This window comes from Caloramator quimbayensis, assembly GCF_900167605.1.
GTDB classification, from domain to species: domain Bacteria; phylum Bacillota; class Clostridia; order Clostridiales; family Caloramatoraceae; genus Caloramator_B; species Caloramator_B quimbayensis.
Genome location: NZ_FUYH01000016.1, coordinates 24,521 through 37,483, shown reverse-complemented (window position 1 = coordinate 37,483; position 12,963 = coordinate 24,521). Strand labels below are relative to the sequence as shown.

The window sequence follows — 12,963 nt, the reverse complement described above, 5'->3', positions numbered from 1 at the left end:
ACCTCCTTAAATTCATATTAATTATATTATACACCATTGATTTTTATAGTACAATTTGCTAAAATACATTATAAATCAATAAAGGCTGTGAAAAGAAGCAGTAAGATATAAAAAGTTTAAGAGAGCTGCTGTGTGGTGAAAAGCAGTACTTGATATATCTGAACTCGTCTTGGAGCTGTCTGGATGAAAATTAGTAATCCAGGCCGGATTTTTCCGTTATAAATTTAAGTGGATAGTATAATACTATCAATTAGAGTGGCACCGCGGAAATTCTTTCGTCTCTAAAACGAAAGAATTTTTTTATTTATACATATAAATAAGGAGGAAGAATTATGGCAAATTTTGAGTATAATCCAAAAGAAATTGAAAAAAAATGGCAGGATATCTGGGATGAAGAAGAGGCTTTTAAAACAAGCACAGATAGATCTAAGCCAAAATATTATGCCCTCGTTGAATTTCCATATCCATCCGGACAAGGTCTTCATGTAGGTCATCCAAGACCTTATACCGCCCTCGACATAATATCAAGAAAAAGAAGGATGGAAGGATATAATGTTTTATTCCCTATGGGCTGGGATGCTTTTGGTCTTCCAACTGAAAACTTTGCAATAAAAAACAAAATCCATCCAAGAATTGTTACCGAAAACAATGTATCAAGATTTAAAAATCAGCTAAAATCCCTTGGATATTCCTTCGATTGGTCAAGGGAAATAAACACAACTGATCCTGAATACTACAAATGGACACAGTGGATATTTCTAAAGCTCTTTGAAAAAGGTCTTGCATATAAAACAGAAATGCCTATAAACTGGTGTACTCAATGTAAAGTCGGTCTTGCAAATGAAGAGGTTGTAAACGGCGTTTGTGAAAGATGCGGAGGAGAAGTTGTAAGAAAGGTTAAGAGCCAGTGGATGCTCAAGATTACTGAATATGCAGAAAAGCTACTTAATGACTTAGATTTAGTTGATTATATTGAAAAAGTTAAAATATCTCAAAAGAACTGGATAGGACGTTCCGAAGGTGCTGAAGTTGATTTTAATATAAAAGATACCGATGATTTCATAAGAATATTTACTACAAGACCTGATACATTATTCGGCGCTACTTATATGGTTCTATCTCCTGAACATCCTCTTATAGATAAATACAAAGAAAAAATTACAAACTATGATGAAGTTTTAGAATATAGAGAAATTGCAAGCAAAAAATCTGACTTTGAAAGAACTGAGCTTTCAAAAGAAAAAACTGGCGTACCACTTAAAGGTATAAGCGCTGTAAACCCTGTAAACGGAAACAATATACCAGTCTGGATATCCGATTATGTTCTTATGACCTATGGAACAGGTGCTATAATGGCAGTACCAGCCCATGATGAAAGAGACTTTGAATTTGCAAAGAAATTTAGCCTTCCAATAATTGAAGTTGTTAAGGGAGGTAATGTAGAAGAAGCCGCTTATACTGATACTGAAACAGGTATACTTGTTAATTCAGGATTTTTAAACGGTTTAGAAGTTAAAGATGCAAAGGGAAAAATAATAAACTGGCTCGAAGAAAAGAAAATAGGTAAAAGAAAAGTAAATTATAAACTTAGAGACTGGGTATTTTCAAGGCAAAGGTACTGGGGCGAGCCTATTCCTCTTGTATACTGTGAAAAATGCGGCTGGGTTCCAATACCAGAAGAAGAGCTTCCACTTACACTGCCTGAGGTTGAAAATTACGTTCCAACTGAAACTGGAGAATCCCCTCTTGCAAATATAAGGGATTGGGTTGAAACAACTTGTCCTAAATGTGGCGGCCATGCAGAAAGAGAAACCGATACTATGCCTCAGTGGGCAGGATCTTCATGGTATTTTTTAAGATATACCGATCCTCATAACGATAAAGCTTTTGCATCAAAAGAAGACTTAGATTACTGGCTCCCAGTTGATTGGTATAATGGAGGTATGGAACATACTACTCTTCATCTTCTTTATTCAAGATTCTGGCACAAATTCCTTTACGATTTAGGCTATGTTTCAACTCCTGAACCCTATCAAAAGAGAACATCTCACGGAATGATACTTGGAGAAAACAATGAAAAAATGTCCAAATCGAGAGGAAACGTTGTAAATCCAGACGATATAGTTAATGAATTCGGTGCAGATACTTTAAGAACCTACGAGATGTTCATAGGCGCTTTTGACCAGAGCGCAGCATGGTCACAGCAGGGAGTTAAAGGATGCAGAAGATTCCTCGACAGAGTATGGAAAGTACAGGATATAATCGTTGATGGCGATAGTTTTTCAAAGGAACTTGAAGTTAAAATGCATCAGACTATTAAAAAGGTCAGCTTAGATTTTGAACAGATGAAATTCAATACAGCAATAGCGGCTATGATGTCTCTAATAAATGACTTTTACAGCAATGGAAAAGTTACAAAGGGAGAAATCAAGACCTTTCTTATACTTTTAAATCCAGTTGCTCCTCATATCACAGAAGAGATGTGGCAGCTTTTAAAGTTTGAAGGAAGAATATATAATCAGAAATGGCCTGTATGGGATGAAGAAAAAACTGTTGAAGATACTATTGAAATTGCTATACAGATAAATGGAAAGTTAAGAGGAACTGCTCTCATTTCCCTTAACGAAGAAAAAGAATCTGTAAAAGAAAAGGTAATGAGCATCGATAAGATAAAGGAAATACTCGAGGGAAAAACTATAATAAAAGAAATCTATGTTCCAAACAAGATTTATAATATCGTTATAAAATAGTAAAATAGAACCTCCTTTTGGAGGTTCTATTTTTTATACATTTACTGCAATCGCATCAGCCCAAAGTCTTTCAATATTATAAAATTCTCTTTCATCCTTATGAAATACATGGGCTATTACATTTCCGTAATCCAAAAGTATCCAGCCTGCTCCATTATATCCCTCTCTATGGCTTAAAGTATAGCCTTTTTCACTCATCTTCTCCTCAATTTCATCTGCAATCGCTCTAACCTGAACAGATGAATTGCCGCTGCATATTACAAAGTAGTCAGCAATAGGAGATAAATCGGTTACATTTAAAATCTTAATGTCCAAGGCTTTTTTATTTGCTGCTGCAGAGCTGATATAATAAGCAATACCCGCTGAACTTTTCAAAAGCATAACCTCCTCACTTTTCTTCTTAATATATTTATATGCTGTTTGAAAGAATAGGACAATAATTATTTTATAGCATCACTGCCTAAAATTACAACCACATCAGCTTTATCATTATTTTTGTTAGCTGCACTTATTTTCCCTAATCCTATATCTTCATAAACATCATTCCCATATACTTCTTGATTATAGTAATTTATAACAGTTGTATTTAATTTTTTACTATAATTCCCTATTTCAACTACATCATACCCGAGAGATATAAGTTTATTTTTATATTCAGATGCAAGTCCATTTTTTCCCGTTGAATTTAAAATAATAACCTTAATATTTTTCTTTTTAGAGCTTTCTGTATTATTGAGTCTAAAATGTGATAAATAATTAGTATTTTTTTCTTTATCATATATAAAATATGATATACCTCCAATATATTTAGGTTCACCCTGAAGTATTTTTTTCTCAATGGATGATTCTTTAATATTTTTTAACTTAAATAAATAGCTTACCATAGTCTTAGAATCCATATTTGTCTTTACATTTTTTGATAATGTATCAATTAGCTTAGGTATTTTAACCATTCCTGATGGTGTTTTTAATTTTTTAAATACATTTATAATAAATTCCTGCTGCGTAGAAATTCTTCCTAAATCCCCCATGGCATATCCGCTGCCGTCGTTGTTTTTTCTCCATCTTACAAATTTTTCTGCTTCCTCACCATTAAGATGCACCTTATCGCCTTTATTAAAGTGTATTTTAATATCATAGGCATCATAATTCATATCAAAGGGTACTACAACATCAACTCCTCCAATAGCATCAATACACTTTTTAAAGGCTTCATAATCAATTTTAATATAATAGTTAATTTCTATTTCTAACATCTTTTCTATAGTTTTTACAGTAAGAGGTACTCCTCCCATGGCATGGGCAGCATTTATTTTTTCATAGTGTCCGTTTATTTTAACTCTTGTATCCCTTGGAATAGATAGCATATAAATTTTGCCTTCTTTAGGGTAAAAACTTGCCAAAATCATAGTATCAGTTCTTTTAGGGCTGTTACCCTTTTTATTATCATAATCCCCTGCATCAACTCCAAGCATTAGTATGTTTACAGGTTTATTTGCTTCAACCTCCTTTGCTGGTAATTCTGATGATGTTATATTGTTTTTAAGGGACATCAAATATCCTAAAGCTGCTGCTGTAGTTACAATAAATACAATACAAATAAAGATAAATATTTTAAAAACTTTTCTTTTCTTTTTTTTCATAGCTTTCAACCTCTAAAATTAAACTATTTCTAAATTCTATCGTAAGAGGATGTATAAGGTTTTTCCTTTGCAAAATATATGTAATCGTGCTATCAGCCGACATTATCAGTGCTTTATTAATATCTATATAGGCCTGATTCCTTATTTCATCAAGTCCTTTAAAATAATTCCTGTTTTCCTCAATAATATCGGCAATATAAATTATTTTTTCAAGCATAGACATATTATCTCTGCCAGTTGTATGATAATAAACTGCATTTAGTATATCTTCATCATCGATTTCAAACTTCTCTTTGCTATATAAAGCCCCAACAGGACCATGCAAAAGCTGTGGAGATTTTATCTGTATCTTATCAATATTTATACGATAAAATAATGCCTTTTCAATTAAATCCTTATCCTTTAAATTCTTCTGGCAGTCATGGATTAAGGCAGCAGTCTTACATTTTTCTATATCTACTCCATATCTTTCTCCAAGCTTTACTGCTTCCTTTTCAACACCAAGGGAATGAATGTATCTGTCAGCATCGAGAAGATTTTTTATTTCTCTTTTTATATAATCATATTCCTTCAAGTTTTTCACCTCTATAGAGCTCATTTTTAATTATATAATTAAATACAGCCTCAGGAAGCATATATCTATAATTCAAACCCTTTGATATTCTTAATCTAATGTCTGTAGAAGATATTTCAATATCTGGTATTTTAACGTACTTTACATCTGCATTATACTTTCTTTTTTTATATTCAATGTCCTCATGCATTTTTATATCAAAGCCTCCTCTGTTAACTACAATAAAAGATACCATTTCATATACTTTATCAGCCATCTTCCATGTATCAGACTCTTTAAATGCATCATACCCTATAATAAAATGCAGCTTATCCTTTGAATATATACTCTTAAGTTCCATCAAAGTATCATAGGTATAAGTATATCCTTCTCTTTTAATTTCAATATCGCTGACTTCAAATTTGCGATTTCCGTTTATTGCAAGTTTAATCATTTCATATCTGTTCTTTGCAGGTGCAATATTATTATCCTTATGGGGTGGAATTCCAACTGGAATAAAAATTATTTTATCAAGTTGAAACAAATTAAGTACTTCATCTGCTGCAATAAGATGTCCTATATGTATCGGGTTAAATGTTCCTCCATAAATACCTATACTGAGCATAGTTTTTCTTCCTTTTTTATTTATTAACTTTATATATTATAACAAATAAATTTATATATTTAAATAAAGGCCGGATTATTAATCCAGCCAGATTATTATGGAAGCTTAATAGATGGTTTTTCCTTTGACTGCCTGTAAATTATGAATCTATTTCCTATGACCTGCACAGGCTCTGCATTTATCGCTTCACAGATAATATCGCATGCTTCCCTTGATGTTAAAATAGAATTTTTTAATACATTGCATTTAATTATCTCCCTCGCTTCTAATGCCTCATCTATCTGTTTTAAAAATGCATCGTCTATTCCATTTTTACCAACATGAAATATTGAATCGATGTTGTTTCCAAGGGATCTTAAATAACTTCTCTGTTTCCCAGTAAGCATATTAGCACCTCTATTCAATGAATTCAAATTCAAAATCATTCATTCTTACGATGTCGCCTTCTTCAATTCCCATATCCCTAAGCTGCTGAATTACACCCCTCTTTTCCAAAACTTTGTGGAAATACTTTAAAGATTCGCTGTCATATATATTTACGCTCTGCAAAAGTCTGTCGACAAAGGAACCACTTATTACAAAGGCTCCATCATCAGCTCTTTCAATATCATATGTAAATCTTTTTTCCTCAGCCACATATATATCATCAATCTCTTCCTTTTCAACCGGAAGAGTCTGCAGCATCTGTGCAGCATAAAGCATAAGTTCTTTTAATCCTTGGTTTGCAGCAGCTGAAATCTTAAATATTTTTATATTTCTTTTATCCATTTCAGCCTTAAGCTTTTCATAATTCTCCTCATTTCCCAAATCTGTTTTATTTGCTGCAACGATTTGTGGCTTCGATGCAAGTTTTTCACTATAAAGTTTTAATTCTTCATTAATTTTTTCAAAATCCTCAATAGGATCTCTTCCTTCTATCCCTGAAACATCTATTACATGTATTAAAAGCCTCGTCCTTTCTATATGTCTTAGAAAATCTATTCCAAGACCTGTTCCTTCATGAGCTCCTTCGATTAATCCCGGGATGTCTGCCATTACAAAACTATTTATTCCTGGAAGGTCAACAACACCAAGGTTTGGAGTTAAAGTAGTGAAATGATAATTTGCAATTTTAGGTTTTGCACCTGTTGTCATAGAAAGGATGGTTGATTTACCTACATTAGGAAATCCTATAAGACCTACATCAGCTATTAGCTTTAACTCGAGATTAATCCATTTTTCTTCCCCAGGCATTCCAGGTTCAGCAAAATCTGGTGCCTGCCTTGTAGGTGTTGCAAATTTAGCATTGCCTCTTCCTCCTCTGCCTCCCTTTGCAACAACAACGCTTTGCTCATCCTCAACCAAATCGGCTATAATTTTATTTGTATTGGCATCCCTTATAACTGTTCCTGCTGGAACTTTTATTATAAGGTCATTACCGTCTTTACCATACATGTTGCTCTTTCCGCCGTTTTCTCCCCGTTCTGCTTCATATTTTTTCTTATATTTAAAATCGAGAAGAGTTCTCATATTGCTATCAACTTTAATAACTACATCTCCCCCATCTCCCCCATCTCCTCCGTCAGGGCCTCCAAAGGGTACATATTTTTCACGTCTGAATGATATGGCTCCATTTCCTCCGTCTCCAGATTTAACAAAAATCTTGGCAACATCAACGAACATAGTTTCACCTACTTTTATATTCATATATTTATTCTATATTATTTTTTCAAATAACAATCTATGGTATGCATTTTTCCTGTTATAATAAAAAGCACCCATACGGGTGCTATTTTACTGAGCAATTTCCTGTGGATAAACGCTAACCTTCTTGCCGTCTTTCTTATATCTTTCAAATCTAACGATTCCATCTTTTAATGCAAATAATGTATCATCCTTGCCGATTCCAACGTTTTCTCCTGGATGTATCTTAGTTCCTCTTTGTCTAACGAGTATGTTTCCTGCAAGAACAAACTGTCCATCTGCTCTCTTGACTCCAAGTCGTTTGGACTCACTATCTCTACCGTTTCTAGAGCTACCCACTCCTTTTTTATGAGCCATTAATTCCACCTCCTCCGAAAAGGTTCTATATAAGTAGTTATGCTTCTATCTTTTCAATCTTTAATTGAGTATAAGGTTGACGATGACCTTGCTTTTTCTTGTAGTCTTTTTTGTGCTTAAACTTGAACACTATAATCTTCTTAGCTTTTCCTTGCTTTAAAACCTTTGCTGTAACCTTAGCTCCTTCTACAGTTGGTTTTCCAACAACAAGCTTTCCATCCTTTGATACTACAAGAACATCGTTGATTTCAACAGTAGAGTCTACATCAGCAGCGATTTTTTCAACGAATATTATATCGCCTTCCTGAACTCTGTACTGTTTTCCTCCAGTTAATATAACTGCGTACATACCTGCACCTCCTCTATCCAGTCTCGCCACGACAAGGCAGCATATTGCATTTACAGGCCTTTCATGAGCGGTCTACAAATGCCATTCTAACATAAACATATATCCTTGTCAATCTAAAACTTTATATTTGCTATTCTTCAACCTTTTTTTTAATCACTTCAAAATATTCAGTTGTTTCTGATGGATTAAAATGGATTTCAATACCATATATGTCCTTCATATCTGAAATAAAATAAGAAAATCTGCTTTTTACTTCAGATAAAATATCTGCATTAATTTTTATGGGTATTCTTGATTTTTTATAATGAGTTAGCACTTTTAAACATTGATTTTCAATTAATTTTAAGACATAGGCTGTTGTATATGTATTTATTGAATTCTGTTTTAATATAAGCTCGTAAAGGCTCTTACCTTTTTTAGCTCTTGCCATTTCCAAAAGTCCAAGCTGAGTAAAGCCATAAATTTTAATCTTAACTTTATCATTAGACAGGTTTTCAGTTAATGTTTCAATAATAATCTGCCTTTCCTGTTCATCAGTCATATCTATGAAGTCGATTATAATTATACCTGATATGTTGCCAAGTCTTATTGCCTCTGAAATAACTTTACAAGCTTCAATATTTGTATTAAGAATATATTGTTTTTTACAATCCTTTGTTTTTATGCTCCCAGAGTTTACATCTATTACTGTCAATGCTTCAGTCTTATCAACAATAATATTACCACCTGAAGGAAGAAGTTTCTTCCTTTCAAGTATTTCAGTAATTTGTTTTTCTATAGCTGATGCTTTAATAAAAATTTTTTCATCACTAATCACTTCACATTTTTTATGCAGATGTTGAGAAATCATGTTTTGAATCATTTCAACATCATTTTTTCTGTTAACATATATCTTTTCAACATCACCTTTTATATATTCTCTGATTGCGAAACCAAAAAAATCTCTTACATCAAAGAGCAATCGCGGAGGTTTTATATATACAGCTTTATTTATATTTTTTTCCCATAAACTTATTAAAAATAAATACTCTTTTAATATATCGTCTTCCTGCACAAATTGAGCCTCTGTTCTCAATATAAAACCATAATTATCAACATAAACCCTCTTCGCTTTTTCTTTGAGTTTTTTTCTATCTTCATTTTCAATTATTTTTTTTGAAATTCCTATATAATCACTGCCAACAAGAAGTACCATAAATTTCCCTGGTATGCTTATTTTCTGTGTCAATTTAGGCCCCTTATCTTTAGTATCCTCTCTTATTACTTGTACTATAACCTCTTGATTGCATTTTATCTTATCTGCATTTTCCATTTCTTTTATATGAAGTATTCCGTTTTTGCCAATGCCTATATTGACAAAGGCTGCTCCAAGAGAAGGAACAATATTTTCTACTCTGCCTATATAGATATTGCCCGTTATATTTATATTGTCATAGTTTTCAACATACAAATCTTTAATTTTATTATCTTCAAAGACTGCAATTCTGCTTTGAGTTATCCCTCTGTCAATATATACCTCTTTCAATCAATCACTTCCCCTTAAAATAAGACAGCAAATCAATCCATTTATCATTTTTTATGCAATATAATTCATTCCTTTTTATATCTGGATGGCCATAAATTTTACCATCTGACTTTTCATACAATAACTCTACAACAGTATTAGGCGATAGATTTCCTCTGCTGCCACATGATAATAGGAGTTCTAATTCATAGCTGTTTCCTTCATATTTTTTTATAACTATATCCTTTATATATGGTCTTATGTTTTCAAGCTTTTCCCCTGATTTTGTCTTTTTGATTTTTTCAATAGTTTCATCCTTTAATATTAAATTTATTGTATTCTCAACAAGTTCAACTCCTTCATCACATTTAAGTATGACAATATACTTTGCCCCCTCAACTAATGACATTGAAGGTTTCATTTTTTCTTTAATATGCAAAGCATCTATTATTTTTATTCCCTCTGGAAGAACTGAATTAAGAGATTCTACAATCTCCTTTTCCTCTAAAACTCCTTCGAATTCTATATCAGCATATTCGCAGCTGCTCTCAATACCAAGGGATAGAGGAGATGCGACAGATATGCTTGCATGGGGATTAAACCCCTTTGAATAAGCTATCGGAAGATGCGCCCTTCTAACTGCCCTATGTAGAGTGCGCATAGTATCCAGATGAGATATATATTTTGCTGAATCCTTCTTACTGAATTTTATTAAATAACGCTCCATTAAAGCAATTTCCCTCCTTTGAAAATTGAGTTATGCCGCAGCCAGTACATGCAATCCTGCAGTCTTTAGTAAGCTGCCCCTCTTTAGCCTTTTTTAATTCTTTTTTCAGGTATTCCTTACTAACACCTATATCTATAAAATCCCAAGGAAGTATTTCATCAAGTTCTCTTTTTCTTAATGCATAAAAGTAGGGGTCGACATTGCACTCAGAAAATGCTTCCATCCATGATTCAAATTTAAATAATTCCTGCCATCCATCGAATTTACAACCTTTTTCCCATGCTTTAATTAAAACCTTTGTAAGTTTCCTGTCCCCCCTTGAAAAAACTGCCTCAAGAAAACTTATAGGTGTCTCGTGCCAATTATATGTTATATATCTGCTTTTTATTTTTTCTTTTAAATATTTTTGTTTTTCCGATAGGCTCTTCATTGTATCCTGACTTTCCCACTGAAAAGGAGTAAAAGGCTTTGGAACAAAGGAAGATGTACTAAGTGTAACATTAAGACCTTTATTTCTTTTATCCTTTGGTATTGAAAAATAGGTATCAACAACCTTTTGACCTAAAGCTGCAATTCCTTCAACATCTTCTAATGTTTCAAAGGGGAGTCCAATCATAAAATAAAGCTTAATAGTGCTCCATCCTGATTCAAAAGCGCTTTTAACAGACTTTATCAAATCTTCTTCAGTAACTCCTTTATTTATGATATCCCTCATCCTTTGAGTTCCTGCTTCCGGTGCAAAGGTAAGCCCCGTTTTTCTTACCTTCTGTATTTCATTTATAAGATCTACAGAAAAAGAATCTATTCTTAAAGATGGCAAAGACAATGAAACTCTATCTTTCTCATATTTTTCAACAAGACTATGAACAAGATTTTTAATATCTGAATAATCGCATATACTAAGTGATGTCAAAGAAATTTCCTCATAACCTGTGCTTTTTAATAATTTTTCAGCAAGTTCCATAAGCTTATCTGTTTTCTTCTCTCTAACAGGTCTATATATCATTCCTGCCTGACAAAATCTGCACCCTCTTGTACATCCTCTAAAGGTTTCAAGCATTATTCTATCATGAACTATTTCTGTTAAAGGAACGATGATTTTTTCTGGAAAATATGATTCATTTAAATCCTTTATATATCTTTTTCTTATTACATCTGGAATATTTTCCTTTAAGGCTATCCTTCTTTTTATAGTACCATCATCGTTATATTCAATATCATAAAAAGAAGGCACATATACCCCTTCAATGGATGCTGCCTCTAATAAAAATTCCTCTCTATTTTTTTTAGACTGCTTCCACTTAATATATATGTCTAATACTTCATCTATCACTTCTTCTGCTTCCCCTAATACAAAAAAATCAGCAATATCCGACAGGGGTTCAGGATTATAAGCACATGACCCGCCAAAGATTACAAAAGGATCTTCCCTCTTCCTATCCTTTGTTAGAAATGGTATGTTGCTTAAATCGAGCATATTAATAATATTTGTATAGCTCATTTCATATTGAAGAGTAAAGCCAACAAAATTAAACTCCTTTAATGGAGTTTTAGTCTCAAGAGAAAATAAAGGAATATTATTTTTTCTCATCAATTCTTCCATGTCAGTCCAAGGTGCAAAAGCTCTTTCGCAATAGCAGTCTTCTCTTTCATTTATTTTATGATATAGTATTTTAATTCCAAGATGTGACATACCAACTTCATAAACATCTGGAAAGCACATCGCAAATCTTACTTTAACATCTTTTAAATCCTTTTTTACCTGATTAAATTCTCCTCCTGTATACCTTGCAGGTTTTGTTACTCTGCTAAGTATTTCATCTCCTATGTATATCATCTGAATTCCTCCTGTAGTTTATATTATAAAAACTTCAATATCACTATAAAGCTGCTATATATTTTTTCTCAATTTATAGTCTTATTATACATCCAAAAACTATAGCATTCAAATTTGTTTGTTATTTCTTTAAATATTCTTCTACATTTACAGGCTCGCCGTTTTTTAATAATGCAAATATGATACAATTCTCTGAATTTTTATCTTTACCCGAAAGTCCTATAATACTTCCTTTGGTAACATCTTCACCTTCACTTACTTTTATATCCGATAAAAATCCATATCTCGATTCAAAGCCATTCCCATGATTTATTATAATTGATATCCCTGTTTCCTCATCATTCTCAACTCTTTCAACTCTCCCATCATAGACAGCTTTGACTTCTGCTTTTTCTGTCGTTTTTATTTTAATTGAATAACTATTATCTTTATCTGTAGAGTTAATTATACTGCCATAAACTGGCATACTGTCAATCATAAATTCACTTTTTTTAGAAATCAGTTTATTAAAGACTTCTTTAGTATTTGGAGCAAAATTATTAAATATTTCAACTGTTTCCTTAGTATAATCTTTATAAAAACTCTCCTTAACTTTACTGCTTAATTTAGAAGTAATATCATTATTGACAAATTTCAATATTAAAAGTAAAAGCATTATTATCAATACAGCTAAGAGCTGAGTTGAAAGTTTTTTCATGTATGTATTATCGTTTCTATTTTTATAGTAGGGTCCTTGATAATTCATATTTTTACCTCCCAATTTATACTAAAGTTCTTTATTCATTTAATATATATTTATATGAGTAAAATTAAATTACAAAAAAGAAACTAAAACTTATTTTAAATTTATAACATAATTAAAGCCCATAATAGTGAACAGCCAATCTTTCATTTTGGCTTCTTATTATGGGCTTTACTCAATATTTTTTTATTTT

13 protein-coding genes and 1 other annotated feature are annotated in these 12,963 nt (G+C 32.2%); of the genes, 1 reads left to right on the top strand and 12 read right to left on the bottom strand.

Annotated features, from left to right (window positions below):
• The first annotated feature begins 78 nt into the window (after positions 1–78).
• Positions 79–286 (top strand) — a binding site (T-box leader).
• Between the two features lie 46 nt (positions 287–332).
• The gene (leuS, locus tag B5D15_RS10550) at positions 333–2,750 is read left to right on the top strand and encodes a leucine--tRNA ligase (RefSeq protein WP_078697093.1); all 2,418 of its coding nucleotides are present in this window, start codon (positions 333–335) and stop codon (positions 2,748–2,750) included.
• A gap of 33 nt (positions 2,751–2,783) precedes the next feature.
• Here the strand turns inward: leuS and rsfS are convergent, their stop codons facing one another.
• The 12 genes from rsfS to B5D15_RS10490 form a co-directional block, all read right to left on the bottom strand.
• Positions 2,784–3,131: a ribosome silencing factor gene (gene rsfS, locus B5D15_RS10545; RefSeq protein WP_078697092.1), complete on the bottom strand. Its 348-nt coding sequence runs from the start codon at positions 3,129–3,131 to the stop codon at positions 2,784–2,786.
• A 59-nt stretch (positions 3,132–3,190) separates the two neighbouring features.
• Positions 3,191–4,393 carry an LCP family protein gene (locus B5D15_RS10540; RefSeq protein ID WP_078697091.1) on the bottom strand — a complete coding sequence of 401 codons (1,203 nt, stop codon included), beginning with the start codon at positions 4,391–4,393 and terminating at the stop codon, positions 3,191–3,193.
• Positions 4,365–4,967, bottom strand: coding sequence for a bis(5'-nucleosyl)-tetraphosphatase (symmetrical) YqeK (gene yqeK / locus B5D15_RS10535; RefSeq protein WP_242948735.1), 603 nt, complete (start codon positions 4,965–4,967; stop codon positions 4,365–4,367). Before yqeK ends, B5D15_RS10540 begins: the two co-directional genes overlap by 29 nt.
• A complete protein-coding gene (gene nadD / locus B5D15_RS10530; RefSeq protein WP_078697089.1) occupies positions 4,954–5,571 on the bottom strand; it encodes a nicotinate-nucleotide adenylyltransferase in 618 nt (205 codons plus the stop codon). Before nadD ends, yqeK begins: the two co-directional genes overlap by 14 nt.
• Positions 5,572–5,666: 95 nt before the next feature.
• Complete coding sequence (gene yhbY, locus B5D15_RS10525; protein ID WP_078697088.1) at positions 5,667–5,957, bottom strand: ribosome assembly RNA-binding protein YhbY; 291 nt, start codon at positions 5,955–5,957, stop codon at positions 5,667–5,669.
• Between the two features lie 10 nt (positions 5,958–5,967).
• The gene (gene obgE / locus B5D15_RS10520; protein ID WP_078697087.1) at positions 5,968–7,233 is read right to left on the bottom strand and encodes a GTPase ObgE; all 1,266 of its coding nucleotides are present in this window, start codon (positions 7,231–7,233) and stop codon (positions 5,968–5,970) included.
• A 111-nt stretch (positions 7,234–7,344) separates the two neighbouring features.
• On the bottom strand, positions 7,345–7,611 hold the full coding sequence (gene rpmA / locus B5D15_RS10515) for a 50S ribosomal protein L27 (RefSeq protein WP_078697086.1): 267 nt from the start codon (positions 7,609–7,611) through the stop codon (positions 7,345–7,347).
• Positions 7,612–7,648: 37 nt separating this feature from the next.
• Positions 7,649–7,960: a 50S ribosomal protein L21 gene (rplU, locus tag B5D15_RS10510; protein ID WP_078697085.1), complete on the bottom strand. Its 312-nt coding sequence runs from the start codon at positions 7,958–7,960 to the stop codon at positions 7,649–7,651.
• Between the two features lie 130 nt (positions 7,961–8,090).
• Positions 8,091–9,485, bottom strand: coding sequence for a ribonuclease E/G (locus B5D15_RS10505; RefSeq protein WP_078697084.1), 1,395 nt, complete (start codon positions 9,483–9,485; stop codon positions 8,091–8,093).
• A gap of 4 nt (positions 9,486–9,489) precedes the next feature.
• Positions 9,490–10,191 (bottom strand): TIGR03936 family radical SAM-associated protein, encoded by a 702-nt coding sequence (locus B5D15_RS10500; RefSeq protein WP_078697083.1) that lies wholly within the window; start codon positions 10,189–10,191, stop codon positions 9,490–9,492.
• Complete coding sequence (locus B5D15_RS10495; protein WP_078697082.1) at positions 10,163–12,028, bottom strand: TIGR03960 family B12-binding radical SAM protein; 1,866 nt, start codon at positions 12,026–12,028, stop codon at positions 10,163–10,165. The genes B5D15_RS10500 and B5D15_RS10495 overlap by 29 nt, the downstream gene beginning before the upstream one ends.
• Positions 12,029–12,149: 121 nt before the next feature.
• Entirely contained in the window at positions 12,150–12,773 is a 624-nt protein-coding gene (locus tag B5D15_RS10490) for a M23 family metallopeptidase (protein WP_078697081.1), read from the bottom strand.
• Positions 12,774–12,963 lie beyond the last annotated feature (190 nt).